Raw genomic sequence first — 25732 nt, 5'->3', positions numbered from 1 at the left:
GGTGAAGCAAGGCGTAACCGTTTTGTTTCACTTATTTTTCTGGAGCAAACAATAAAATATCTAAGGAATTTCATGCAGGGATGCTAATTTTTTGTTAAGATGAGACAAGCAATAGAAATACAGTATCGTTAAAAAGCAGTATAATAGAAAAAAGATAAAATGGAGTGAAAAAAATGATTTTTGCGTATAATAAAGAACACATCGGTGATGTCTTGATGGTCATCGCTGCAGATGATAAAGGGCAAGAAAACGCTGTGGAACGTAAAGGGAACGTGGCACGAGTATGTGTAGCTGAAGGGAATCAAGTTGTGGCTTGGAATATTTTTGAGGCATCAACGATTGTAGGGAATATTGAAGGCAATGGTCAAGTAGAATTGACCGAAGAACAATTAAAAAAAGTAAATGAAGAACTTGCGAACGTTGGTTTTTCCGAAACGTTAGTCAAAGAAAATAATCCGAAGATGGTCATCGGTTTCGTTAAATCATGTAAAAAACATCCTGATTCGGATCATTTATCTATCACTCAAACAGAAGTAGATAACGGCGAAGTACTACAAATCGTTTGTGGAGCGCCAAATATCAAAGCTGGACAAAAAGTGGTTGTTGCAAAACCTGGTGCTATGATGCCAGATGGTCTGATGATTTGGCCAGGAGTTTTACGTGGTGTAGAAAGTTTTGGCATGATTTGTTCAGCAGGTGAATTACGCTTACCTGATGCGCCAGCGAAAAAAGGAATTTTAGAATTGCCTTTTGATGCAGTAATTGGCGAAGCCTTTCCTGTTGGGAAATAAATGTACCTAAATCTATTTATTAGTTGTTAGGGACTGGAAGAAAACACTTGGTGTTTTCTTCCAGTCCCTATTCATTTATTCTAATTACGCTAAATCTATCTATTAATTGAGAATAGGTTGTTATAAAAACGACTCTTTTTAAAAAGTGATGCCCTTAGATTTGCAACTTATCATTTTTTTAAATAGAATTAAAGAAATAGAAGAAGTATAAAGCATTTGGAAATGGAGGAGATTTTATGCAGACTCAATTTAAGGGGATGATACTTTTTCTTTCATTCATGACGATTTTTTCTGGTTGTTCAAAACTCAATAATAAACACGATTCGGCATTATCAACAGACATAGAGAAACAGCAAGAAGCTATGACGAATGTAACACCTGCCATTTATAAAACATACGAGCAACAGGCTGAAGCAATCATCGGATATTCAGAATTGTATAATTTAGCTGTCGAATCCCAAGAAGGAAAAAGGGAAAATGGCATGTATGTGATACCGGGGTTACTTAGTACAACAACACTTGAAAATAATCAGATAAAAACAATCGTTGAATGCGATTCTATGACACCACAAGGAGTCACGATGGCAGGCGATTACTTACTTATTTCTTCTTATTGTCATGAACATAAACATAATTCAGTCTTTTATGTGCTGGATAAGAATACACATCAGTATATAAAAACAGTGGTTCTTGAAGGCTATCCCCATGTTGGAGGGATCACATATGATCCGATTGCAAAAAATGTCTGGGTTTGCGCTCGCCATAAAGATCGAGCAGAAATTGTTGCGATTCCAATGGACAGTATAGAAAACTATGAATTAAAAAATACGCTTCAACCAATCAAGTACACACAACAAGTAGAACTACCACAAGTAAAAAGAGCGTCAGTCATTACGTATTCAAATAAAAATATATATGTCGGCTATTTTGATAGTCAATCAGATGGCAAGTTAGAACAGTACCCTTTAGATGAAAGAGGGAAAATGACAGGGCAATTGGCTTCGGAGCAAGTAATCCACACAACTATGGATATAGATAAAAGCAAAACAAATGAAACAATCGTTAAAGAGTTACAAGGGATTACGTTTGTTGAAGATAAACTAGTTGTTACTCAATCTTATGGTGCGTCCAACAACTCTAAATTACTACTATTTAATTATGATACAAACAAAAAAAGTTTTTTAGATAATGATATAGAGAAAGTGGTTGATATGCCGGCTCATGCAGAACAAGTATCAGCAAGTGAAGGACAAATATATGCGATTTTTGAGTCTGCTGCTAAACCTTATCGAGAAAACGAAAAAGTATGGGTTGATCGAGTTTTAAGGATCGATACCAAAAAATTGCTTCAAGAATAATAAAATCACTAAAAAGAATATTTAGTAAAGAGCGAAACATTCTAAGCTAAAATTAACTAGATGGGAAAGTGAGTGTATGACAAAATCGTATGATGTGATTGTTATTGGAAGTGGATTAAGTGGTTTGACGATTGCTTACGGACTAAATAAAAAAGGGTTGAGTGTTGCTATTGTCGAAGCTAACAAGTTTGGTGGAGCGGTTGCAAACTACGGTAGTACTCGAAAAAAAGAGTTGGTTGCTTTTGCAGAGCTAAAACTTACTGCACAGCAACTAGCCAAAACAGGTGCGATAAATGAACTAACGCCCAACTGGCAGTCAGCTATGGCCTATATAGATTCACTCGAGAACACTGAATCACTAGAGCATGAAACAGCATTGCGAAAGGCTGGAATCGATACAATTTATGGAGAAGCAATATTTGTGGATGAGCATCATATTGAAGTAGCTGGCACTCAATATGAAGGGGAAAAATTTGTGATAGCAACAGGTGCAAAAAGTAGAACATTACAAATTGAAGGTAGCGACTATTTAAAAGACAGTACTGATTTTTTGACGCAAAAAGAGTTGCCGAAGAAAGTAATTTTTATTGGGGCTGGGATTATTGCGTTCGCCTTTATAACCATTGCTGAAGCTTTTGATACAGAAGTGACTGTCATCCAGCATGATGAGCGAGCCTTAGCTGCCTTTGACCAAGAACTTGTTTATAAGCTGATTGAGTTAAATAAAAGTCGTGGAATAAACTATCATTTTGATGAACAGCTTATTGCAGTAAAAAAGAATCGAGACAATTATAGTGCCATAACGGCTAAAGGTATCGAGTATCAAGCAGATGCTATTTATTGTGTTGCTGGTAGAATACCAAATATATCTGATTTAGGAATTGAAAGGATCGGGATTGAATCAGATCAACACGGTATTGTCGTCGATGAGTATCTAACAACCAACATATCAACTATATATGCATGTGGAGATTGTAGTAACACTTCTGTACCAAAACTAGCTACATATGCAGTTTGGGAGGCAGACTATTTAGTCGAACATTTGACCGGAGATGGGCTGAAAAACATAGACTATCCATTATCCGTGATGTCCACCTTTAGTCAACCTAAATTAGCCCAAGTAGGCATCTCAATTTCCCACGCCAAAGAACATCAAGATCTATATAGCGTTGAAACGATTGATATGACTGATTGGCTAGATTATAAAAAAAATAATGACGCTATTGCGTTAGTAAAAGTTATATATCAGAAAAGTGATAATAGAATAGTTGGTGCAACTAGCTTAAGTAATCAAGCGGATTTGTTTATTAATTATTTTACGATGGCATTGCATGCGGGATGGACTAAATCAGAGCTGAAAAAAATCATTTTTGCTTACCCATCATTAGCGAACGATGTGTTAAGAGCGTATCATTAAAATAACATAGAAAAATCGATGCGAGTGAAGGAAATTCAATCTTTGAGTTTCCTTCCCCCTGTTAGTGAGGAGAATAGCACGATGAATACTCGCTATATCAGTCTTGACAATAGTTGGCATTCATAGAAAAACTTCTTAAAAGGAATTGCTTTGTTATGATTACGACGGAAAAATTTAAAATCATACCATTGTTATTTTTTTCTGTTTTTTTCCATATAATCAATCGTTGTAGGGATTATTTTTTGAACATATAACCAGATAATCAAAAAAAATATACTAGGAAATACTAAATTTACTACTGTATGAAGAGTAGCGTTTGTAATGAAAATATTTATAATCCCAGTTATGTAGCAACTGCAATAAAAGGTAAGTGCAATATTTTTAAATTTTAAAATTTTTAATTTAGTAGATTCACTTATTTTTTTTTTATACTTTAGTTCATAGTTATCAGTGTTTATCAACAATGTAATCATCGTACCAAAGACACCTATTTTAGCTGTTTTATCTGCTAATAATAAGATATATGCAAGAACAAAAATAATTGGAATATATGAGATGATGTCTTTTAATTCTTCCTTCACTTTATAACCATCCATTCGCTAGCAGATCTTTTTTATGGTAGTGTATTAATTTTAAAACGAGATTGGGACATACCTCTACGATTTAGACAACTCGAATAAGCGGTAGGAACAGAAGCCACTATCTCAACCTCGTTTTCTGAGATAGGTTATGTTCAACAACTGCTAAACAATGAATTTTTTTCTGAATTGATCTACATAATCAGTATCTAGTTTTAATCCCTCAAATAAATAATTGTCAAAAGAACCAAAATGCTCTTCTAAAACTTTTTTTGCATGACATAAATACGTTTTATCAACATTTAAAGCAAGTTCCAAAGCGTTTAGTTGCTGTTCAGTAAGTTTGCTTTTCATTGAGTCAATAATTTGTTTATTTGCTGATTTTCTAGATTCATTTGTTTTTAGATAATCGTCCATGATGCTTTGATCAGAGGCACCAGCTATTTTTAAAATAAGAGCAGCTGCAAATCCAGTACGATCCTTCCCGGCAAAACAATGAAATAGAATAGGTTGATTTTCTTCTAAAATTTCCGTAAGAAACTTACTATAACCAGACAGTGCAGAATTACTGATTACAAGTTCCTCATAGGTTTCAAACATCGCTTTTTCGACATCACTTTGATCAATATCTAACATTCCTTGTAAAGAAGCGATGCTAGATGAATCCTCAGATGCTAATATATCAATATTCTCTATTTTAATGTTGTTCATATCCATATCTGGCTGCTCTGAGATTTCTGTTTTGTTTCTAAAATCATAGACCTTTTTGATTCTACAATCATCCTCTAAAAATTGAATGTCTTTTTTCTCTAATCCAACTAACTGACCACTTCGATAGAAATAGCCTTCTTTTAAAGTTCCTGTAGGTACGGTAATGCCACCTATATCTCTTAAATTTGTTATCATAATAAACACCTTTCTACATAATTTGTATATGTAATAATACTCGCGATATTTGCGGATGTAAAATAAATAGACAGATGAAATTGTTAATAGTAGCGACTCTTTATAAAAAATTAATATTCTATTTTTATAGAAGTATATTGAGGATTAATTGTATTTTTAGTGTAAATTTTTATTTTATTAGAAAATATATTTTTTTAAAAAGAAAATATTAATTGGCGGAGAAACTCCTTGTGTATCATCTTTTTTTATTATAAAAACAGTTATTTTGAAATTAAATTAAAAATATTATAAAATTAAATATTAATATTGAATAGTTAGTTAATCAGATGATACTCTAAATATCTAGGGAAGAGAAAACTTCATTTCATGATGTGATAATTAAATAACGAGTGTCCGGTTTTTATAATTTCTAAAGGTAATGTATAATCTAAACTGTTTGATACAGAATAAGATTTTCAATAACGTTTTAATAGTGAGTAGATTTTAATAAAAGAACATGTATATTCTAGTGAACTAGAAAAAATGTTTAATTTAAAAATTACCTTTGAAATGTTATTGGAAATCAGATACTACTCCATTTATATGCAATTATAAAAAAGAAAGAAGATGAAAAGATGAAGAAATACATATATTTATTGTTGATTTTCTTTAGTTTTATTTGTTTACCTAAAGTTGCCAAGGCGGAGGCGACTATTTTACCGCCAGAACCAATTAAAAATGTTCGTTTAGATACTAATTTAAAAGGTAATCCTGATGTTAAGCTAGTTAATTTGAATTTATTGAATTCTAGATTATATACGATTGTCGATAATGATAAAAATTTATATTTTTGTTTGGATGAGAGTAAATACTATCCATCAGGTCAAGATTATAAAGTAGATATGAATGAAAAAATATCTGGCTCAGTACTATGGTTGATGCAAACTTTCTACGAAAATCAATATACTCAGAATTCTGTACCAAATGTTGAAGGATATCGTGATGCAAACGAGTTAACTAGATATGCTGCAATACAAGTTGTTATTTGGAAATTAACTGGAGGAAAATTTGATAATAAGTTAATTGAATCAAATCCTTTAATAAAAGATCTATACACAGAAGCGCAAACAAAGACCAATGATGATACTTCGTATCAAGAAGTGATTAACAAAATAAATAACGTTGAAATCAACGCAAAAGAGATTATTCCAAACGGTGACGATGGTACAAATTATAATTACTTATTGCAATTTGAAGACAATATCGATCAAGAAACAGAAAAATTACTTCAAGTAAAGGATGAAGAGATAAATATAGGGGTACAACTGTATAAAAATTCCAAAATAACTGATATTACGAAAGATGCTACAATCAATAAAGACTACAATAAGCGAACAATCTCTATAGATATACCGAAAGACCTAATTGATAAAGATAAAGCCGATGATGCGGTCATTTATTTTAATATAGATACAATGCTCACGACTAGACATCCCTACTATTTGGTATTTGTTTCAAGTGGAGTTCAACCACTCGGTGGATATCAACCAATTGAAAGGACATTAACTACCAGAACTAGTATTGATTTAGATTTATCCGAAACATCTTTTTCAGTGTTGAAAAATTGGGAGGATTCAAATAATCAAGATGGCATACGTCCATTGAATTTACCTGTACAATTATATCAGAGCGATAAACCATACACGCATACAAGTAACGAAAGCCTGACACAAGGCAATGAAACTAAATTTGGTGAGGTACAAGAGCTAAATGAAGAAAATGGCTGGGAGTATATCTGGGGGAACTTACCAATAAAAGATAATAATGGAAATCCTCTATATTATACGGCTAGAGAAGAACTTGATTCAAAATATGATTTGAGTATAAATTCGACTGATGAAGGAAAAGCTATTCTTTTAACCAATACGTATAAACCTGAAACAGTTGACCTAAAAGGAGTCAAATTATGGGAAGATGGAAATAATCAAGATGGGATACGCCCCTCATCTATTGTGGTCAATTTATTAGCAGATGGAGAAATAATTCAAACAAAGAATGTTACAGAAAATGAAGGATGGGCATATGAATTTTCCGATTTACCTAAATACAAAGAGGGGAAAGAGATTGACTATACAGTGACAGAAAATTCCGTTCCTAATTATACAGCAATTAGTGATGGAGTGAATATTACAAATACCCATATCCCAGAGGTAACAGAGATCAGTGGAACAAAAATATGGGATGACAAGAATGACCAAGACGGTAAACGTCCAACAACGATAACAGTAAACCTTTTAGCAAATGGATCACCAGTTGACTCAAAAGAAGTAACGGAAAAAGATAACTGGACATACCATTTTGATAACTTATCTAAGTATAAAGATGGGCAAGAGATCGTCTACACTGTAACAGAAAATGATGTGCCAGAGTATTCGACAAGTATAGAAGGAACAACTATTACGAATCATTATACGCCAGGAAAAACCAGCGTAACAGTAACAAAATCGTGGAATGATGGAAACAATCAAGACGGCATTCGTCCCGACAGTATCAAGGTCCAATTATATGCGGATGGTGAAAAATCAGGAGAAGAAGTTGCCTTAAATGAAGCCAACAATTGGACAACCACTTGGACGGATCTGGCAGAGAAAAAAAATGGACAACCGATTGTCTATACTGTAAAAGAAGTAGGAAGTATCGAAGGATACAATAAAACAGTCAATGCCGAAAATAGCGGCAACATTATTATTACAAATACCCATATCCCAGAGGTAACAGAGATCAGTGGAACAAAAACATGGGATGATAAAAATAATCAAGACGGTAAACGTCCAACAACGATAACAGTAAACCTTTTAGCCAACGGAGCACCAGTTGACTCAAAAGAAGTAACGGAAAAAGATAACTGGACATACCATTTTGATAACTTACCTAAGTATAAAGATGGGCAAGAGATCGTTTATACTGTAACAGAAAATGATGTGCCAGAGTATTCAACAAGTATAGAAGGAACAACTATTACGAATCATTATACGCCAGGAAAAACCAGCGCAACAGTAACAAAATCGTGGAATGATGGAAACAATCAAGACGGCATACGTCCTAACAGCATCAAGGTCCAATTATATGCGGATGGTGAAAAATCAGGAGAAGAAATTACCTTAAATGAAGCCAACAATTGGACAACCACTTGGACGGATTTGGCAGAGAAAAAAAATGGACAATCGATTGTCTACACTGTAAAAGAAGTAGGTAATATTAAGGGATACGATGCAACAATCAATGCCGAAAATAGCGGCAACATTATTATTACAAATACCCATATACCCAAAAATGGAATAAAGGGTAATGATCCTAAAACGCCAAGTAAAAATAGCTCTAATAAAGATTATCCAGCAACGGGAGAAAAAAATAGTTGGATTTTCTATGCAATAGGATTACTATTGATAGTAATTGTGAGTTATGTAGGCTTAAAGAAGGTAAAATACCATAAGTGAAATGGTTATAAAAAGCACACGAATCGCAAAAATTAATTCTTAAATAAAAGATAATAAAACCAATATAAAGTTGTATTAAAGGTATAAATTTCAAATGAATGATATACTTAAGGAAAAATTGAGGTGAATTTTATGTATAAAAAAATAGTAACAGTGGTTGATGTATTTGGAGAACCAAATGGAGTATTAGCTGAAGTCATTACTATGTCGCAAAGAGAAAATTCTGAACTTCATTTATTAATTAACAAACCTGAAATAGAAGCGCTTGAACAACTGAATTATCTACCATATGATAGTGGAATGTATATGCCTTATGAATATGATATGATTAAAGAGAATGACGAAAATTATCAAAAAGATGTGGATAAGGTTATTTCAAAAGTCAAAGCCGAGGGCGTAGACAAATTAGTGACTACAATTTATAGTGGCAGTACAAAATCTTTTATCAATAAATATATCGAAAAAAATAGTATGGATTTAATCGTCCTAGGTAGCTATGATGAATTATTGTCTAAAAGAGAACTAGAATCTGTCGCAAAACATGTTATAAAGAATACGACTAGTAATCTACTTATTTTGAGATGATCCCGATTTATGTTGAATTTGAACGTGAATAAAATAGCTTGAAGCGTAGAGGAAAAAAACTTCTACGCTTTTTTAGTGTTCTTTTATCTGTACTGATGAGGAGTTTTATCTGTAATTAGTTTCATAAAAAAAGATGTCGGTGATTATTCAGCGACATCAGAACGTGTAGATTCGATATATAGACTTTACTTACATTTGCTAGTCGCCGTTATATTCAGCAAAACTAGGCCCATTTGAACGAACTTTATCTTGTTCTCCTTCTTCTAAAGAGGTAAACAAAGTACTATCATTTAAAAAGGTATTCCAATCTGCATCCATCATGGCATTTAGATCTTCAATAGAACGATGTCCTAAAACCTCAGTGTTCAAACCGTCACCTGTAATGAAATGTCCATTTTCATCATGCTTCGCGTTTTTTACTGTATCTAAATCATATTTTTTATCAAATAATTTATCCCATTCTTCACGTAATTTGTGAGCCATAGTGCATCCCTCTTTCAATATTTTTACTGTATCTTTATTCTACAATATTCTTTGAGTTATTCCTCCTATAAAGCTTTATGATTAAAGCAAAAAACTAGGCTGTACTTTTTCATGTCATTGAAAAGAATACAGCCTAGTTTTATTTAACTGAGATTATGGATTTTGAGAATTGTCTGAGTTAGATGAGTTTTGTTTAAGTGCGGATTGATCAATAGTTAAATCAACATCTACACTTTGTTCTTTTCCATCACGATAGAAGGTAACTTTCATCTTGTCGCCGACTTTTTTCTTATAAAGTGCGCTTTGTAAGTCAGTGACAGAATCAATATCTTTGTCATCGATTTTAGTGATAACATCGTATCTTTCAATTCCTGCTTTATCAGCTGGAGTAGCTGTTTGAACGGTACGAACAAGTACGCCCATTTGAACTGACTCAGGAAGTTTTAAGATTTCTTTTCGTTGTTGCGTTGAAACATTTGTTAATTCTTCCATTGAAATACCTAGAGCTGGACGAGTGACTTTACCTTCTTTTTCCAATTGGTTGATGATATTTACTACATCATTACTTGGAATCGCAAAGCCCATTCCTTCAACACTTACTTGGCTTTCAGATTGAACGATTTTAACAGAGTTGATTCCGATTACTTGTCCTTCAATATTCACTAAGGGACCGCCAGAGTTACCTGGGTTGATTGCGGCATCTGTTTGGATTGCATTGATATTGATTGCTTGCCCGTTATTTTCATTTTGGATATTTCTGTTTAATGAAGAAATGATCCCTTGTGTCACCGAGTTAGCATAAGCGGAACCTAATGGAGAACCGATAGCTAATGCTGGTTCACCGATTTTTAGTTTATCTGAGTTACCAAATTCAGCAATTGAATCAACTTTATCAGAAGAAATTTTAATTACCGCAAGGTCAGTATAAGAATCGGTACCGACTAACTCACCTTGAACTTTTGTACCATCATGTAAAACCACTTCTAAGCCTTTTGCTTGGTCTACTACGTGATTATTGGTCACAACATAAGCTGTTTTACCATCTTTCTTATAAATCACGCCACTCCCTTCACTGGCCGCTTGTAAATCACTGCCATCGGAATTTGAACTGTCCTCTTGACTACCATCGTTTCCACCAAAAATACTACCAAACCCTCCATCAGAAGTATTTTGACTAGGGCTTTGCAAGTTGATGACCGAAACCACAGAGTCTTTCACTTTATCGACGGCTTTAGTCACATCGCTTGTTACGTCTAAATTAACATTAGTGACCTTCGTGTCTCCTTTATTATCTTTCACTGTGTTTGTAGTGGTAGATGAGTTAGAAGATGGACTTTGACCAGTGATCACATACGCACCACCGAAAGCCAGTGCTCCTCCGAGTAACCCACCAACTAAACCAATCCCAAATTTTTTGAATAAGCCATTTTGCTTTTTATCTGAATTAGGTGTAACATCTTTTTTTTGCATACAAGCAACCTCCTATTTAATTATCATTATTTGTTCTATTTAGTATAGTCTTTCAAGACACCTTTAGTCTACCCAAGAGCTTTGAATTTTTTATGAACAAGTTGGGGAGAAAAACAGATACAAACAATGAAAAAATGATTTTAAGAAATACTTATACACAATAAAATGTGAAAAACGGTTGAAAAATAGAGGAAAACCTCTGTTAAAAAGTTATCCACAAAATGTGGATAATGTGGATAAACAAATGGGAATATGTGTTTGTATCTCAAAATACTATGAAATGAAGGATATTTGGACCTGTAACTGTGGATAAGTCTGTGCATATGTGTATAACTTTGTGGGAAAGTATGTGGAAGAGTAAAAACATTCATGATAAAATTGTTAACAAGTAGAAAAATGGAAACAGGAAGAGATGTGAAACGAGTGAAAATAAAAATTATTACTGTAGGAAAATTAAAAGAAAAATACCTAGTCCAAGGAATCAATGAATATTTAAAACGTCTGCAAAGTTATGCAAAAGTCGAAATGATTGAAGTAGCCGATGAAAAAGCACCAGAAAATTTAAGCGAGGCGGAGATGCTTCAGGTGAAAAGAAAAGAAGGCGAACGGATTTTAACTAAAATAGGGGATCAAGATCATGTTTTTGTTTTAGCTATAGATGGGAAGCAGTTTAGTAGTGAAGCATTTTCAAAAGAGATTGAGCAATTAGGGATTCATGGAAAGAGTCAATTGGCTTTTGTAATCGGTGGCTCGTTGGGATTAAGTGATGAGGTAATGAAAAGAAGTCAGCAACAGATGTCGTTTGGAAAATTGACTTACCCACATCAGTTGATGCGTTTGGTTTTGGTAGAACAGATTTATCGTGGGTTTCGGATAATGCGAGGGGAACCGTATCATAAGTAGGGATATTTTTTTATAAGTTAGTTCAAATAAAGGAGTTAAAGTTATGTTTTTTCTTGTACAAATGGGAATAGTTGTTGTAACTATACTTATTACAGGCATCTTTGTCATAATTGATCGAAGAAAGCTAGAAAAAGAATATATCGTTAGTGAGAAATATGTAATAGAGAAGGGAACACCTGTAGCTTGCAAAAGTTTCAGGCACATACGTATTTCCAAAATGAATAATTATAAAGCGATTAATTATTATGTAACAGCAGATGGCAGAAATTTTGAGACGGTAGCAACTACTTTTTTGGATAAAGAATTAGCTATTTTAGATAAAAATGTACTCGTCTTAAAATTAATTGATAAACAAGAGGATTCACTATTAATTAGCTATGATATGAAAAAAATGTCTAAAGAAAACTTGTCGATAGTAGAAAGTATAGTGGTAGGAGATACAGTGAAAATGAATGATATTGTAGCAAATTTAAGAAAGCAGGTTTTACCTTACACAATTGATACCACGATTCTGGTAAAATAACGGTTAGAGTTAATTTTTTAGACGAATATAATGATAGATTAGGAGAAATTATGGCCCCATTCTTTTTGATTTTTGCATATATGTGTATACCGTACTTTGTGTATTCTATAGTGTTTGCCTGTTTATATCGGATGTATTCTATTAATGAGCCAATGAAAAATTTTGCATCTAGAATTGGACAAGAATTATCGGTTAGGTATAAGTTAATAAGTTTCTTTTGTTTGGTTGTGTTAGCAATTATTGGTACATGGCAAGTAGTTCAATACTATTTATTTTCAGGAGCGTATTTTTGGTTTGTCCTACTAACTGCTGGATTATTATTATTTGTTTATCTTGCCCCTATAGGACTCTGTGTTACTCCATTTATAAGGTTTAAGTCTAGCAGTCGAAATCGTTTGAAGAAGTTTTATTGTAATTTTGTTGGATCGTTCACTTTTATGTGGGCAATAATTCTTTTGGTTGATCAGGACATAAAAATTTATGGCGATGAAGGTGGCGTTTCTTATCGCAATGGCAGTCTACCATTAAAAATGTTAGGTGGAATAAGTTTACTCATTATCGGATTGTATGGGTTAGTTAGCATTTCTGCAAAATATAGCAATAGTTACCAAAAATATAAAGTAGAAGAATCAACATGGATTATTGCAAGGTCTTCAATAATGGATTCGGTAACGAAAAAAATAAATCATTGGAAAAAAAATAATCTGTATTGTCGTAATAAACCGCTATTTATAGCATTGATGCCACTTATTCTTGTGGGTATTATAGTGTTAGTGTTTTTACTTTTTGATGATCTAGTAATTCTAGTTATGTTGATGATGAATCTAATTCCTTTTATCATTCTATTTATTGCAGTACTACTGTTAAGAAAAGTATGGCTAAGTAGAAGAGTAAGTGCAATGATAAAGAGTATAGGCGCTAGTGTGTTAACAATCATTTGGTTAGTTGTTTTTTTATTATTCGTTTTAATGACGGCTATGAACTGGGAGATATATATTAAAACAGATCCCATTTATATTTTTGTGGATAGTTTATTTTTACTAGCGAATGGCTACTCATTTATTTGGACATGGATAGACTTAGCAAAGAAGGACAAAAGAATGAATTGAAATAGGAAAAATGAGAAACGCTTTGTGTTAAACGAGTTTAGTTGTTATTAACTGGGCAATGTAAATATAAATTATTTCTAAGAAGATCAATCATCTTAAGTGACGGTTGGTCTAATTTTTGTTCAAATTGGGACGATTATATTTTAATACTAATAACGAGAGGAGTGACTGAGTAAGGCAGTCTGAAAAGACATTCAATTACATTGTTGGTATTTGATCGAGATATTAGCCCTAACCAAACATAAGGACTGAAGCAATCATCATGATTCCCAAATTACTTGATTAGCATAGGAAAAAGCTATATTGCGCTTAATTATTTAAACACCCCTTGCATTAAAAAGATACAAGGGGTGTCTAGTAAAATAACTAAACAGTTATTTCATAAAATTGCAGTTTAATTAAATATTAACCCAAATAAAAACTGAAATAGTAACTGCAGCAGCAACTGTAATCATAGCGATCCCTCCTTTCAAAAATAGGATATTTCAAACAATTTATATATAATAATATGCTATACTTATACAAAAGGGGAGTGGAATTATAATGAATGTAGAAGAAGCACTTTATTTTTTTAGAAAAAATAAAAATTTAAAGCAAAAAGATATTCTTACACATACGGATACTTCCGTCTATTCAAAAATTGAAACAGGAAAAAAGATTTTAAGATTTTCTGAGTTAACAGATATTTTAGAACGTTTCTCTATTCCACTAGACGAATTTTCAGAATATTTAGAAGATAGCATGGAACAAAAAAAGTATCGTAGACTGTTTAAACAGTGTGGTAATGATCCAATTGATAACTTAAGTAAACGAGAGCTACTTAACTACTACAACCAATTAACCTTTTCTAAAGAAATGCATCTTAGGGAAATGGCAAATTTTATCGGGATAAAAACATTATTCTCCAATTTTTGGAAAGAAATTTCTCCTGTAAGCCAAGAAGAATTAAACCAAATCTACGAACTTCTAATAGAAAAAGAGTATTTTTTTCAGTATGATTACGCTGTATTATCCAATACAATTTTTCTATTTAACAATAAGCAAATCAAGCACCTAGCTAAAAAAGCGTTGCCTGTTAAAGATATTGAAGTCAGAAATGTGGAGACAACAGAATTTATTAAAAACATGATAAACAATTTAATCACAACTTTACTACGTAAAAAAGAATATAAAGAAAGTCATTATTACTTAAGATTAGCCTCTACAAAAGAAGGCAATCTTACGTTTGACTACAAATTAGTCATTCAGTACTTGGATAATTTGACAAGTTATTTAATTACTGGTGACGATAGTTATAAAGAAAATATTTACGACTATATCCATTTATTAACGAAGCTCGGAGAGCAGAATTTTGCGAAAAGTATTGAGCGAGAAGTTTGCTCGATCCTTTCAGAAAGCAAAGATGTTCCGATCTTTATTCAAGCAGATCTGTAATCTACATTCGGATAGAAAAACCATCAACCACTATTAGCATACCACATTATTTATAGTCTTTTTACTCAAATTGTAAATAATGTCAGTTTTATAGTCATACGCTGTTTTATTTCTCATGAGAAATTACTTTTTACCAAATGGTCTGTATTCTTACTCTTACTTTTATTAAACTATACTTATTGGAAAATAATAAGAGAGTAAACTAAACGAAGGAGTTCTTCAGTATCAGAAACAAAAAAAGATTCATAACTTGTCAAGGAACTTTACTGACCGTCTGACAGACGCTTTTCAGCTAAATTTATCAAGTAAAAGCTTGTATTTAATAGGTGGGCTACAGACTCTGCTGTGGTTAATCGGGATTATGTCTACTAGCTATTTAAATAACGAATGTATTCATTTTGCAAGTATGTTATAGTTTACTTATTAATGATGAGGTGTAAAGGATGACTAAAAGAAAATTTATAGTAATAGTAGTAGGAATAGTTTTAATTATTATTCTAGGTATCGGAGGAAAAGTGTATATGGATAACAAACGATTTAAAGATGAAATGGTCAATGTGGTGAATAGTGGTCAGGCAAAAAAAGTTTTTGAAGAAGAGTTAAAAAATTTAGACTCGAAAGCATTAACAACAGATGGAATCATTCAATCTTACGAAGTGGATTATAATAGCATTGAACATAACCCGATGGGTGGTATTATGAATAAACTTATTATTAATAAAAATGAAAAGCTTTATGTACGTGTTACTTTGTCAAAGAATTCTAATAATGAATTAGAAGAAAGTGGTGGTGGAGTATCTGGAGACTTAAGAGAATTATTAGACAAGGAGATTAAGGTCGATGGTGAAAACAGATAAAGAAAATGTTGAACTCGCTAAACAAGAGTATGACCAATATGAAGTTGGAGATACTGTTACTATTGGAAAAGGGGACAGTAAAAAAACAATAGGCTATGTATCAAAAGTAGTAAATGATAAAAAAACTGGAGAACAAGCCTTTATTATTACAGATGGCAATCCGAAAGTACAAAAACCGTCTGAAGTGAACAATGTAACTGTACTGTATCAAGGTTCTACAAGTCCAGAGAAAATAGGCAGTCAAGCTGGAGAAGTGAAGCGTGATTGGTGGGACAACAACAAACAAATCTTAAATAATATTGAGAAAAGTTATAAGAAACCGAATACCATATTTGATCCGACCAAACAAATTGCAAGTATGTTATAGTTTACTTATTAATGATGAGGTGTAAGGGATGACTAAAAGAAAATTTATAGTAATAGGAGTAGGAATAGTTTTAGTTATTATTCTAGGTATCGGAGGGAAAGTGTATATGGATAACAAACGATTCAATGATGAAATGGTAAACGTGGTAAAAACCGGTCAAGCAAAAAGGGAGATAGAAATAGGGTTAAAAAACTTGGATTCAAAAGCTTTAACGCCAGAGGGAATTATCAAATCTTATGAAATAGATTATGAGAGTATAGAACACAATCCTATGGGAGGAATTATGTTTGACGTAATTATAAATGATGATGAAAAACTTAGAGTGTATAATCTTTTAAATAAAAATACAGAAGATGGCACTTTAGAAAATTCTGGTGGTGGAAATACAGCGGAATTAGAAGAGTTGTTAAAAAAAGGAGGGAATTAGTATGGGATATTCTGATAAAGAAAATGTCGATATAGCGCAAATGGAGTATCGTTCATATAAAGAGGGCGACCCAGTTAAAATAAATAATAATGGTACTACAATAGGCTACGTATCAAAAGTAGTGAACGATAAAAAAACAGGGGAACAAGCTTTTATCATTACAGACGGAGATCCGAAAGTACAAAAACCGTCTGAAGTGAATAACGTAACGGTGCTGTATCAAGGCTCTACAAGTCCAGAGAAAATAGGCAGTCAAGCTGGAGAAGTGAAGCGGGATTGGTGGGACAACAACAAGCAAATCTTAAATAATATCGAGAAAAGTTATAAAAAACCGAATACTATATTCGATCCGACCAAACAAATGAAATCTTCTGCTAAAACGCTAAATAGTGCGATGGACAAATATTCCAATGCTCGCTTTGATGTATATGGTCACTCTCAAGCTTCTTCAAATGCCCAATATGCTTTAGGAGCATTGGATTCAAAAGATAAGTTAAACCGAGTGAATGGGGCCTTTCTTTATCAAGGACCGAATGCTTACTGTATGATGACAGAAAAGCAACGAAAGCGAGTGGCTCAGTTAAAAGATCGTATCTTTAATTTCGTAGATGAAAAAGATATTGTTCCCATTGGATATAGACATACAGATTGGAACATTAAATTGTCACATGTAGGAATGCTTATTTTTATTGATTCAAAGAAAACAGGAATGATTGACCAACATATGTGGGGTGGGTATCAGTTTAAGAACGGAAACCTACAAGTAACGAAGGAATCGTTAGTACAATTCCAACAAGCCAAACATGCGTATAATATGTTGATTATGCGTGAGCAAGTGAAGAACTTAGAACAATTAAAGAAGAAATTCACGGCAAGTGGTGGGGGTCTGTCATCTGGTGAACAAATTTATTTAGATGATAGTCAAGCCTTAGCGGTTGTGAGCCATGCTTCCTCAGAATTTGAAACCGCGATGTTATCAGTTGTGATCGTGTATCAAACAGGCATACAAAACGCAGAAAAATTATGGACAGAAACTTTAACGGATGCTCGATCGATTGGGACTGATTTATCTGAAGGAGAAATCAAATCTGCCCTAGCAGAAGGTGGTTGTACAGAACAAAGTATTGTGACAGAACCCGTGAATGAGTACAAAGAAAAAATAAATAAAGCCAAAAAAATGGCTGAAAAATTCCAACAATTAGCGCAAGAAATACGAAGTAAAATCAATGAGCTTGTTCAAAGAGACAAAGAACTAGCGAACCAATTAAAAGGGCTTGTTTCATAGAGGAGAAATAAAAATGACTATAGATGCAGAAGAAGAATTATTCCAAAATTATCAGAGAACTAGAGTGGAGTTGGAGGAGCAAGAAGATAGAGTAAAAGAATATCTCCAAAATGGAGAAGATTATACGCAAGAATTGTTGTATCAAGTACGGCAAGTTGTGGGGAAAAGAGAGCGTTCTATGGATTCGTTAATGGATATACAACGAGAATTACAACGCAATGAAGCGAATTACTTGGAAGAATTAACCCAAGAACGAAAAAACTTGATTCAGCAACAAGACGAAGCGGAATCTGATTATCGAAAGAAACGTCAAAAATTAATCCAACAGGAGGGCTAAAGGGGTGTCAAAAGAAGCAAAAGAACGGGAACAAAAAGCACGAGAAAAAGCGTTCCGAAAAGAAAGTCAAAAAATAGCGCTACGTGGACTGGGAAAAAGTGCAAGTGCCCAAATGAACACGGATAAAGAATCAGTCAAAACAAAAGGAGAAAAAGGGATGAGTGAAGCATCTTCGATGATTAATTCAACTGGAAGCTCCTTTCAAGAATCAGTGAAAGGTCAATTTAGTAAGAAGGTAACGCAAGTATTTGAGGAACAAAAACAAACGTTAGATTCTTTTTAATAGGTATTTTCCCAAAATTTCATTACTCCTGCGACAAGTGCTCTAGAACAAACTATAAAGGGGCAACAAATGAAAAAAATTTTTCTTGTAAGCCAAGTATTATTTGCTATTAATATAGTGATACTCATAATCATACCTGCAATTTTTTTATTTCTTTTTAGTATTTTTCCTAATCTAGATTCAAGCGAAAATGGATTAGGTGCCTATCCGTTGGCTTGTTTTATATGGGGGATTGCTGGACTAATGCTAACTATTCCATTTGCCGTGATTATGGCAATTATATACGTTATTTATGAAAAGTATAACAACCAATGAAAGAAGCTGGTTCTGTTTTGTATCTTGAGTAACTGATGTATCTAGCTCAAAAATAATTATATATTATATCTATGAAGATCAATCATCTTAATCGGTGGTTGGTCTATTTTTGTGTTTTAAGGAGGAAATAAAATGTTTGATAACAAAGAAAATCGTTACATCACGAAGGGAGTGAATGAACAAGAACCAAAAGAAATTCAACTCTATTGCTGGCAATTGATCGACAAAAAAAGAAGTGAAGCAGAAACAGAATTAGACTACTTACAACTCTTTGAGTTCAATCCAGATAACCAACGCCAAGCAATTGAAGTGATTCATCGACAAGAGCAACCATTTTTCATTGATTATCATACCTACACCATAAAGGGAAAGATGCCTGATTTCCAAATTAAAAAGTTATGGGTGATCGATGATCATAGTCATCAAACCATGTTATTACCAGAAGATTATTAACTGCATTTTTCTAAGAACCAACTACAACAATCATAAAGGCGAAAAACATGAAAACAAACCAACCGAGAAAACGTGTAGCTATTGTTAGTCTTGAACTGGTGAAAGAATCCTCCACTTTTTACGCAGCTAGAACCTGTACTAGCCCTCAAGTTGTCTATGAGTTATTCGCCCCGTTTATTGAAACAAAAGACCGAGAACATTTGGTGGTCGCTGGTTTAAACGTAAAAAATGAACCAACGGCTATTCAAGTTGTTCATATAGGAACCATCAATCACTCGCTTTTCCTAGAGATATCTTAAAGATGGCGCTGCTGTCAAATAGTGTGTCTATTTGTGTTGGGCATAATCATCCTTCAGGTAGTGTGACCGCTTCATTAGCGGATATCGAATTTACTACGAAGTTAGAAAAAGCTTGTCGATTGCTTCAAATCAACTTACAGGATCATCTGATTATTGGTAGTGATGGAAACTATTTATCTATGAAAGTAGAAGGCTATATAACCGATAGTAAGTAATGAAGCCTTATGAGGGAAGCTCATAAGGTTATTTTTATACCATATAATGTTGGCGATTTGAGCGAAGTAAATAAAATCGCAAATAATATCATAATAGAGTAAAATAGCAGTCCTTATTCTATGAAACCTGTATTTGTTGAAAAAAGAGGTGAAATAAACATATAAATAGAAATTAGGGTAATTGTCCATTTTCAATTACCCTAATTTCTTTATGAATTGTTTCTAAAACCATAAAGAGTAAGAACTTTTTGTTTCCGCGTAGAAGAAACACTTGTGTAAATTTCCGTTGTAGAGATATTTGAATGTCCTAAAAGTTCTTGAATATCTCTTAAGTTAGCACCATTGTTCAATAATTGTGTTGCAAAACTGTGACGTAAATAGTGAGGAGTAGACAAAGAATTAATTTGAGATAAATATCTATATTTTTTGTAGATATTTGAAATTCCAAAGATAGACAAGCGATTACCATATTTATTTAAGAAGAAAGAATCTTCAGTGGGGGAAGGGGTATACTCTTTGCGACAAACTAAATAATCATTGATTATTTGTTTTGATATATCAGTGGTTAAAAAAAGTATCCTCTCTTTGTTATTTTTGCCATGAATAATTAAATCGCCATTATTATAGTCGCTCAAATTGATATTACTGATTTCGCTAATTCGAAGACCTAAATTAATCATTATCTCGATGATTGCTTTATCTCTTAAGTGATCACGTTCTTTTTTACCAGATGATGGCTGATAGTCATTAACGCTACTAGTTAATCGACGGAGTTCGAGCACACTTAGTGTTTTTGGCAATCTTTTTTCTTTACGTATAGCTATAGTAGGTAAAGCCATGAGCTGTAAATTCTCTTTTTCAGTTAAAAAATTCCAAAACATTTTTATTGTAATCAATTTTCTTTTTTTAGTGTTGGACTTATAGTTGTTTGTTTGAATTAAAAAATCAGTATAATTAACAAAACAATCATCAATAGTACCATTAGTTGGATCATAGTGATTTGTAAGTTGATTTAAATCAGTTGTATATGCATGAATTGTTTTAGTCGAAAGATTTTGCATTTTTTTATAAATAATAAAACTATTGATATAGCGTTCCATATTTTCTCCTTAATAAAAGTTTATATTTTTTTACAACATATATGATATAATAAAACTACTAATAATACGCAATTATTTGGAGGTTTTCAGCAACTATGTTATTAGATTCTCACGAAATTTCAATACAACAACTGAAAAAAATTTTGAATGAAAAGGAACAATTTATTTTGTTACAAGGAAATGTAAATTCAGGAAAGAGTAAATTAGTGACATGTTTATTAGATTCTTGTGATGATTCTAGTATAGAGTATTTAACTTTTCATAAAAATGAGATAAATGATGACGATTATTCTCCTTTCATCAAGGCTTCTAGACAATCAACCGGACCATTTACTCAAGAAATAAAACAATTATTTAATGGAAATATGGAAAAAGACTATTCGGCTATACAAGTGATTATTCAATTTATTTCAAGCATATATTCAGTAAAAAATAATAAAAATTCTACTCCGTTTTTCAAATGTGAAGAAGAAGCCTTCTTATCTTCCATTAATAACAAGATGTATTACAAAATAGCAAAAGAAATGTTAAGAGAGTTAAATCAAAAAAAAGGATTAAAAAAATTCTTGAAAAAAAAGAATTTTCGCGATTCATTAACTAAGGTGATGGAAAAAAGAACATATATTTTCTTTTTTGAAGAAATAAATACATGGGATGAAAATTCTTTGATTCTTGTCAAAAAATTGATCGATTATGGTGAGGAAACATATCCTTTAATTAATCAATCTAAAATAATATTTACTTTATCAAATAATATTGAATTATCCACCACCAAAAAACAGCTAATTCAAACAATTATAAAAAAATGTTCGGCAAAAAAGATTGATATGACACCATTGTCAAAAAAGGACTTAGAAACCTTGATTTTTGAGTACTCGACTTTATCTATGGAACAAGTAACTGAACACGAAGTAATTGAAGTACTTCAGCAAACTTCAGCAGATAATCTTGAAGAGTTACCTTATATGATTCAAGAAATTGAGGAGATTATTACAGATAAGTCTATCAGTTTCGAAGGTGAATCAGCATTATATAATGCTTTGAGGGACAAATTAAATACAAGTAGCTTATCTTCAGAAAAATCAGAAGAAATGTTAGAATATGCTTCTTTGTTAGGAAATACTTTTTCTAGAAGAGAAATATCTATGGTTTCTAATTTGACTTCAGATGAATTTCAATCAATTGTGAACAAAGTGATAGATCTCAGAATTTTGAGAGAGAGACCTCACAACAGTTATATGTTTGCAACTACGTTTTTTCAAGAACTATTTAAAACGCGAGCATTCATAAAGCGCAATGAATATCATGAAAAATTAGAAAAAATTGTGGCCCAACTGTATCCTCATAATTATTTAAGAAGAGCCAATTATTTATTTCAGGTAAAAGATAAAGAAAAAGAAACAGAAAGGTTATATTTTCTGGGTGCTCTTTCAGATTTAAGAAATAATTTAGAAATACATTCAGAGATTAAAGAAAATCTTACATTAGAAAACTTAAATTTGCTCGAACAGTTTGAAAAAGTTTATGATTATTTAAATAAAAATGATTATTCATCGACTATCCGAGTTCTAGAGATTATCGATAAAAAAACAGGAGAAATGACTCAAAAAATTGAGATTGCATTATTATTAGCGTTAGCTTATTCTAAAAGAATTGTTAATGAAGACAGGTTAAAAGCTGTAAATATATTAGAAAAATATATCATAAATCAAGAATTAGAAGTGAATTTTCCCGATGTCTATGAGCGATTATCGATGCGATTAATGATTATTTATGTACATGCCGGAAGATTAACAAATGCTCAAGAGATTGGAGAAAGACTGCTTACTATTTTTTCAAACTATCCCAATGATAATATAGATATATTAATCAAAAAAAATACACTTTTTCGAATTTCGAACGCTATTCATAAGGAAGAAGTCGCTTTAGAAATGACTAAACAAGCGAAAGAATTCTTTTTAGAAAATCAGAATTATACAGGTGGGCTGATCCATACATTTAATGCTTTGACAAACTATGCATCCTCTCAACTTATTAATGGTCTTTACGAAGATTCATTTACTACTTCTAATCAGATTAAAAAATTTATAGCTATACATCCTAATGTTGTTTTTCCAAGACAACATATTTGGAAAAACAATTATTATCTAAGTGGATATTTGAGTAAGCAATTACATGCCAGTGAATGTAGAGAAAAATTAAAAGGGCTAGTAAAAGAACTCCCAATAAATGCAGAGCGATTGTTTATTGTTTCTAATTTATCAATTTTTAATGCTTTAATGGACGATTTTAATGCTGCTATAAAACTGCTTAATGATGAGAATAAAATACAAGTGATAACAAAAGATATGGAAGGAAAATATAATTTCAGAGTTCAATATAATCTAGCAGTATATTCTTATTTAAATGGCTCTTCTGAAAACGGGGTAGAAAGAATAGAAAAACATATAAATATACTTGAGCAATCAAATGATATTGAAAAAGTATACGAATTACGTAGAGCCAAACTGATTTTAAAAAAGATGAAAAATAAAGAATCTACTTACTCAGGATTTCAGTGGTTACACGTTTTAACAAAAGAAACTGCGGAACATACATTAACTAGAACTTGTGAAGACTATAAAAAGTTAGGATTCATGTTTACTTCATTAAGTAATTGGGATATTTAAACATTAAGAAGATTGAAGTAGAAATCATTGTTTTTGAAAGAATGACTTCTACTTTTGACTTTTGTTGTATAGGAATATAATACAACTGATTTTCATTTTGAGCTCATATTTTTTTCTATACTTATTATTAGGAAAGTTCTTTAATCATTCCAGCCCCTTTTCGTAATTCTTTTCTTGTTTTAAACCCAAAGTTGGCATAGTATGTTTCTGTTACTTCATCTGTAGCCATTAACCCTACAATTGCTTTAGGATCTGCCACGTTACTAATATATTCTAACAATTCCGTCACAATCTTTGTTCCAACACCTTGCTTTTGCCATCGAGGGACAACCCCAATATCTTGTAAGTAAAAACACAATTTTGAATCTCCAACAACTCTTCCCATACCAATTGGTTTTTTCGAAGCATCATACAGAATAATCCCATAAAGTGTGTGGTTAATTGCTGTTTGATGAACGCTTTTAGAATGTATTTCCCATCCTATTTTTTTTCTCAAAGATATCCATTCTTCTGGTGAAACAATTGCTCTTTTTAAAAATACTGTTTTTCCCGAAGTTAGAATATGCTCTTCATACGAAGATATATCTTGATTTCGACTGATAGATAAGCCTAAGAGTGTAGCTAGAACAAAATCATAAGAATACCCTAAATTTTTATAATTATAATAAATACTCATGCTCATTGTTAAATGTGGATTGGTGGATATATCGGTAATAAAATAGTTATTATTGTCATCGATTCGATAGTCTATTCTCCCAAATCCAAAAATTCCTAAATCATAAGCAACTTTTTCAGCATTTTTTTGAATTTGTTTAGCTAATGTAGGATTATCTTCAGAAAATTTATAAAAAGAAAATTTATTGTTCCCTCTAATATCATAACTCAAAATTTTGTTTTTTAGATTTTTTTCATTTCCTAATTTAATTCCAACAGGTTCCATTGCAATTCCGCTATATGAATCTAATATTACCGGTAATTCAACTTCTTTCCCGCTAATAAATTTTTGAACAATAATTCGAGAATTATATTCTAGACTCATTTTTTTTATAAATTTTTCCTTCGATTTTGAATAAGTAAAGATATTTTCTTCTTTCAAACCAATACTAGATGATTCAGAATTTAGTTTACAGATAACTTTCATATTTTCAGCTGGCTTCTCATCAAAAAGCCAACCCTTATGAGGATCAAAAAGCCAACTTGGACAAACATTTGATTTAGTATTTCTTAAAACAGAATACCAATGATATTTATTTCTAGAAAAACTACTTACATAGGCATTACTATTAGTATGTATAATATTATTCAAATCGCAAAATGCTGGAATTAATGATTTTCGACCTTCACTGATACCTTTTTGAGCAGAATTTAAAACAATTATTTTTTTAGGATTATTATTTTTCAATTTACCTGTAGAAAATTCTTCAATAAAATCATTCTCATCAAAATAAACTTTTAATGAAAACCCCATTTCTTTAATTGTTTCTGATATTTCGATATATTGTTGCAAAGAATAGTATTCTGAATCTACAGGATTTGCTTGATAATTTTCTGGTGTTTTTGTAATTTCTTTTACATTACATACCATGACAATTAAATATTTACAAGATGATTCTTTTGCTAAGAAACTAAATTTATTTATTCGTGTGATTATATTTTCCATAAAAAAACCTCCAAATAATTGCGTATTATTTGGAGGTTTTAAATCAGTTTAGATTTCGAGAAAAATATCATTCACTTACGATACGCAGAACCGTATCATAAGTAGGGATATTTTTATAGAGAGTAGGAATAACTATTTTGTATCTTAAATTCATTTAAAGAAAAGGTTGAAGAGATAAGCAATAAAAATAGTTTGCCATCATGACAGTTTGTATTTAGATAATGAAAAAAGTTATCCTTTAATACGTAAACTTTATCAATAGACTGATTCAACTGGTATTATAGAGGATAAACACAAAATACATTACACAAAAACGATGAAGAGTAACTTTCATCGGTTTTTGGGCACTATACTTTCTGATGTTGGTGAACAATTACCGGCATCTTTTTTAATGCGAAATACTAGAAAAGACACCCTGATATCCTTTAGAAT

The 25732-nt window shown here is 32.0% G+C and carries 24 protein-coding genes and 1 pseudogene; 19 read left to right on the top strand and 6 right to left on the bottom strand.

Features of this window, described 5'->3' with window-relative positions; genetic code table 11:
• Positions 1-173 precede the first annotated feature (173 nt).
• From ytpR to IGJ34_RS14140, 3 genes are all read left to right on the top strand, one after another.
• Positions 174-791: a YtpR family tRNA-binding protein gene (gene ytpR, locus IGJ34_RS14150; RefSeq protein ID WP_430597706.1), complete on the top strand. Its 618-nt coding sequence runs from the start codon at positions 174-176 to the stop codon at positions 789-791.
• Positions 792-1027: 236 nt separating this feature from the next.
• Positions 1028-2149 carry a YncE family protein gene (locus tag IGJ34_RS14145; RefSeq protein ID WP_430597705.1) on the top strand — a complete coding sequence of 374 codons (1122 nt, stop codon included), beginning with the start codon at positions 1028-1030 and terminating at the stop codon, positions 2147-2149.
• A gap of 76 nt (positions 2150-2225) precedes the next feature.
• On the top strand, positions 2226-3566 hold the full coding sequence (locus tag IGJ34_RS14140; protein ID WP_430597704.1) for a dihydrolipoyl dehydrogenase family protein: 1341 nt from the start codon (positions 2226-2228) through the stop codon (positions 3564-3566).
• A gap of 191 nt (positions 3567-3757) precedes the next feature.
• Here IGJ34_RS14140 and IGJ34_RS14135 read toward each other — a convergent pair whose 3' ends face one another.
• Both IGJ34_RS14135 and IGJ34_RS14130 read right to left on the bottom strand, forming a co-directional pair.
• Positions 3758-4147 (bottom strand): hypothetical protein, encoded by a 390-nt coding sequence (locus IGJ34_RS14135; protein WP_069640263.1) that lies wholly within the window; start codon positions 4145-4147, stop codon positions 3758-3760.
• A 162-nt stretch (positions 4148-4309) separates the two neighbouring features.
• Positions 4310-5050, bottom strand: a complete 741-nt coding sequence (locus IGJ34_RS14130) for a tyrosine-protein phosphatase (protein ID WP_206833859.1) — start codon at positions 5048-5050, stop codon at positions 4310-4312.
• A 614-nt stretch (positions 5051-5664) separates the two neighbouring features.
• Here IGJ34_RS14130 and IGJ34_RS14125 point away from each other — a divergent pair.
• On the top strand, positions 5665-8526 hold the full coding sequence (locus IGJ34_RS14125; protein WP_430597703.1) for a Cna B-type domain-containing protein: 2862 nt from the start codon (positions 5665-5667) through the stop codon (positions 8524-8526).
• Between the two features lie 132 nt (positions 8527-8658).
• A complete protein-coding gene (locus IGJ34_RS14120; RefSeq protein ID WP_069640260.1) occupies positions 8659-9111 on the top strand; it encodes a universal stress protein in 453 nt (150 codons plus the stop codon).
• Between the two features lie 198 nt (positions 9112-9309).
• Here the strand turns inward: IGJ34_RS14120 and IGJ34_RS14115 are convergent, their stop codons facing one another.
• Together IGJ34_RS14115 and IGJ34_RS14110 are read right to left on the bottom strand one after the other, a co-directional pair.
• Positions 9310-9594: a hypothetical protein gene (locus IGJ34_RS14115; RefSeq protein WP_069655020.1), complete on the bottom strand. Its 285-nt coding sequence runs from the start codon at positions 9592-9594 to the stop codon at positions 9310-9312.
• A gap of 153 nt (positions 9595-9747) precedes the next feature.
• Positions 9748-11064, bottom strand: coding sequence for a S1C family serine protease (locus IGJ34_RS14110; RefSeq protein ID WP_069655021.1), 1317 nt, complete (start codon positions 11062-11064; stop codon positions 9748-9750).
• A 423-nt stretch (positions 11065-11487) separates the two neighbouring features.
• Here IGJ34_RS14110 and rlmH point away from each other — a divergent pair, with 423 nt between their 5' ends.
• The 13 genes and pseudogenes from rlmH (at position 11488) to IGJ34_RS14045 (ending at position 19871) form a co-directional block, all read left to right on the top strand.
• Positions 11488-11967, top strand: a complete 480-nt coding sequence (gene rlmH, locus IGJ34_RS14105; RefSeq protein WP_069655105.1) for a 23S rRNA (pseudouridine(1915)-N(3))-methyltransferase RlmH — start codon at positions 11488-11490, stop codon at positions 11965-11967.
• Between the two features lie 43 nt (positions 11968-12010).
• Entirely contained in the window at positions 12011-12490 is a 480-nt protein-coding gene (locus tag IGJ34_RS14100; RefSeq protein WP_430597702.1) for a hypothetical protein, read from the top strand.
• Between the two features lie 152 nt (positions 12491-12642).
• A complete protein-coding gene (locus IGJ34_RS14095) occupies positions 12643-13599 on the top strand; it encodes a hypothetical protein (RefSeq protein ID WP_430597701.1) in 957 nt (318 codons plus the stop codon).
• Between the two features lie 543 nt (positions 13600-14142).
• Complete coding sequence (locus IGJ34_RS14090; protein ID WP_430597700.1) at positions 14143-15033, top strand: hypothetical protein; 891 nt, start codon at positions 14143-14145, stop codon at positions 15031-15033.
• Between the two features lie 443 nt (positions 15034-15476).
• A complete protein-coding gene (locus IGJ34_RS14085) occupies positions 15477-15890 on the top strand; it encodes a DUF1310 family protein (protein ID WP_206836570.1) in 414 nt (137 codons plus the stop codon).
• Entirely contained in the window at positions 15874-16257 is a 384-nt protein-coding gene (locus IGJ34_RS14080; RefSeq protein ID WP_430597699.1) for a hypothetical protein, read from the top strand. Before IGJ34_RS14085 ends, IGJ34_RS14080 begins: the two co-directional genes overlap by 17 nt.
• Positions 16258-16285: 28 nt before the next feature.
• On the top strand, positions 16286-16684 hold the full coding sequence (locus IGJ34_RS14075) for a DUF1310 family protein (RefSeq protein WP_111247134.1): 399 nt from the start codon (positions 16286-16288) through the stop codon (positions 16682-16684).
• A 1-nt stretch (position 16685) separates the two neighbouring features.
• A complete protein-coding gene (locus IGJ34_RS14070; RefSeq protein ID WP_430597698.1) occupies positions 16686-17969 on the top strand; it encodes a hypothetical protein in 1284 nt (427 codons plus the stop codon).
• Between the two features lie 13 nt (positions 17970-17982).
• Entirely contained in the window at positions 17983-18306 is a 324-nt protein-coding gene (locus IGJ34_RS14065; protein ID WP_111248032.1) for a hypothetical protein, read from the top strand.
• 4 nt (positions 18307-18310) lie between these two features.
• The gene (locus tag IGJ34_RS14060; RefSeq protein ID WP_430597697.1) at positions 18311-18589 is read left to right on the top strand and encodes a hypothetical protein; all 279 of its coding nucleotides are present in this window, start codon (positions 18311-18313) and stop codon (positions 18587-18589) included.
• A 69-nt stretch (positions 18590-18658) separates the two neighbouring features.
• A complete protein-coding gene (locus IGJ34_RS14055; RefSeq protein WP_086277165.1) occupies positions 18659-18904 on the top strand; it encodes a hypothetical protein in 246 nt (81 codons plus the stop codon).
• A 132-nt stretch (positions 18905-19036) separates the two neighbouring features.
• Positions 19037-19357, top strand: coding sequence for a DUF960 family protein (locus IGJ34_RS14050; protein WP_206836562.1), 321 nt, complete (start codon positions 19037-19039; stop codon positions 19355-19357).
• A gap of 47 nt (positions 19358-19404) precedes the next feature.
• Positions 19405-19871: pseudogene (locus tag IGJ34_RS14045) on the top strand (JAB domain-containing protein).
• 209 nt (positions 19872-20080) lie between these two features.
• Here IGJ34_RS14045 and IGJ34_RS14040 read toward each other — a convergent pair.
• Positions 20081-20971, bottom strand: a complete 891-nt coding sequence (locus tag IGJ34_RS14040; RefSeq protein WP_206836556.1) for a tyrosine-type recombinase/integrase — start codon at positions 20969-20971, stop codon at positions 20081-20083.
• A 95-nt stretch (positions 20972-21066) separates the two neighbouring features.
• Here IGJ34_RS14040 and IGJ34_RS14035 point away from each other — a divergent pair, with 95 nt between their 5' ends.
• Positions 21067-23640, top strand: coding sequence for a hypothetical protein (locus tag IGJ34_RS14035; RefSeq protein WP_430597696.1), 2574 nt, complete (start codon positions 21067-21069; stop codon positions 23638-23640).
• 127 nt (positions 23641-23767) lie between these two features.
• Here the strand turns inward: IGJ34_RS14035 and IGJ34_RS14030 are convergent, their stop codons facing one another.
• On the bottom strand, positions 23768-25300 hold the full coding sequence (locus tag IGJ34_RS14030) for a GNAT family N-acetyltransferase (RefSeq protein WP_430597695.1): 1533 nt from the start codon (positions 25298-25300) through the stop codon (positions 23768-23770).
• Positions 25301-25732 lie beyond the last annotated feature (432 nt).

It is taken from the genome of Enterococcus sp. AZ177 (assembly GCF_050544585.1).
Lineage (GTDB): Bacteria > Bacillota > Bacilli > Lactobacillales > Enterococcaceae > Enterococcus_L > Enterococcus_L plantarum.
This window is presented reverse-complemented; position numbering and strand designations above follow the sequence as displayed.

Excerpts from the sequence above, each read along its gene's own strand:
- IGJ34_RS14130 (WP_206833859.1), bottom strand. The coding sequence starts at position 5,050 with ATGATAACAAATTTAAGAGATATAGGTGGCATTACCGTACCTACAGGA.
- IGJ34_RS14040 (WP_206836556.1), bottom strand. The coding sequence starts at position 20,971 with ATGGAACGCTATATCAATAGTTTTATTATTTATAAAAAAATGCAAAAT.
- IGJ34_RS14140 (WP_430597704.1), top strand. The coding sequence starts at position 2,226 with ATGACAAAATCGTATGATGTGATTGTTATTGGAAGTGGATTAAGTGGT.
- IGJ34_RS14065 (WP_111248032.1), top strand. The coding sequence starts at position 17,983 with ATGACTATAGATGCAGAAGAAGAATTATTCCAAAATTATCAGAGAACT.
- IGJ34_RS14030 (WP_430597695.1), bottom strand. The coding sequence starts at position 25,300 with ATGGAAAATATAATCACACGAATAAATAAATTTAGTTTCTTAGCAAAA.
- IGJ34_RS14145 (WP_430597705.1), top strand. The coding sequence starts at position 1,028 with ATGCAGACTCAATTTAAGGGGATGATACTTTTTCTTTCATTCATGACG.
- IGJ34_RS14120 (WP_069640260.1), top strand. The coding sequence starts at position 8,659 with ATGTATAAAAAAATAGTAACAGTGGTTGATGTATTTGGAGAACCAAAT.
- IGJ34_RS14035 (WP_430597696.1), top strand. The coding sequence starts at position 21,067 with ATGTTATTAGATTCTCACGAAATTTCAATACAACAACTGAAAAAAATT.
- IGJ34_RS14055 (WP_086277165.1), top strand. The coding sequence starts at position 18,659 with ATGAAAAAAATTTTTCTTGTAAGCCAAGTATTATTTGCTATTAATATA.
- ytpR (WP_430597706.1), top strand. The coding sequence starts at position 174 with ATGATTTTTGCGTATAATAAAGAACACATCGGTGATGTCTTGATGGTC.
- IGJ34_RS14085 (WP_206836570.1), top strand. The coding sequence starts at position 15,477 with ATGACTAAAAGAAAATTTATAGTAATAGTAGTAGGAATAGTTTTAATT.
- IGJ34_RS14110 (WP_069655021.1), bottom strand. The coding sequence starts at position 11,064 with ATGCAAAAAAAAGATGTTACACCTAATTCAGATAAAAAGCAAAATGGC.
- IGJ34_RS14080 (WP_430597699.1), top strand. The coding sequence starts at position 15,874 with ATGGTGAAAACAGATAAAGAAAATGTTGAACTCGCTAAACAAGAGTAT.
- IGJ34_RS14090 (WP_430597700.1), top strand. The coding sequence starts at position 14,143 with ATGAATGTAGAAGAAGCACTTTATTTTTTTAGAAAAAATAAAAATTTA.
- IGJ34_RS14070 (WP_430597698.1), top strand. The coding sequence starts at position 16,686 with ATGGGATATTCTGATAAAGAAAATGTCGATATAGCGCAAATGGAGTAT.
- IGJ34_RS14075 (WP_111247134.1), top strand. The coding sequence starts at position 16,286 with ATGACTAAAAGAAAATTTATAGTAATAGGAGTAGGAATAGTTTTAGTT.
- IGJ34_RS14100 (WP_430597702.1), top strand. The coding sequence starts at position 12,011 with ATGTTTTTTCTTGTACAAATGGGAATAGTTGTTGTAACTATACTTATT.
- IGJ34_RS14095 (WP_430597701.1), top strand. The coding sequence starts at position 12,643 with ATGAAAAATTTTGCATCTAGAATTGGACAAGAATTATCGGTTAGGTAT.
- IGJ34_RS14050 (WP_206836562.1), top strand. The coding sequence starts at position 19,037 with ATGTTTGATAACAAAGAAAATCGTTACATCACGAAGGGAGTGAATGAA.
- IGJ34_RS14115 (WP_069655020.1), bottom strand. The coding sequence starts at position 9,594 with ATGGCTCACAAATTACGTGAAGAATGGGATAAATTATTTGATAAAAAA.
- IGJ34_RS14125 (WP_430597703.1), top strand. The coding sequence starts at position 5,665 with ATGAAGAAATACATATATTTATTGTTGATTTTCTTTAGTTTTATTTGT.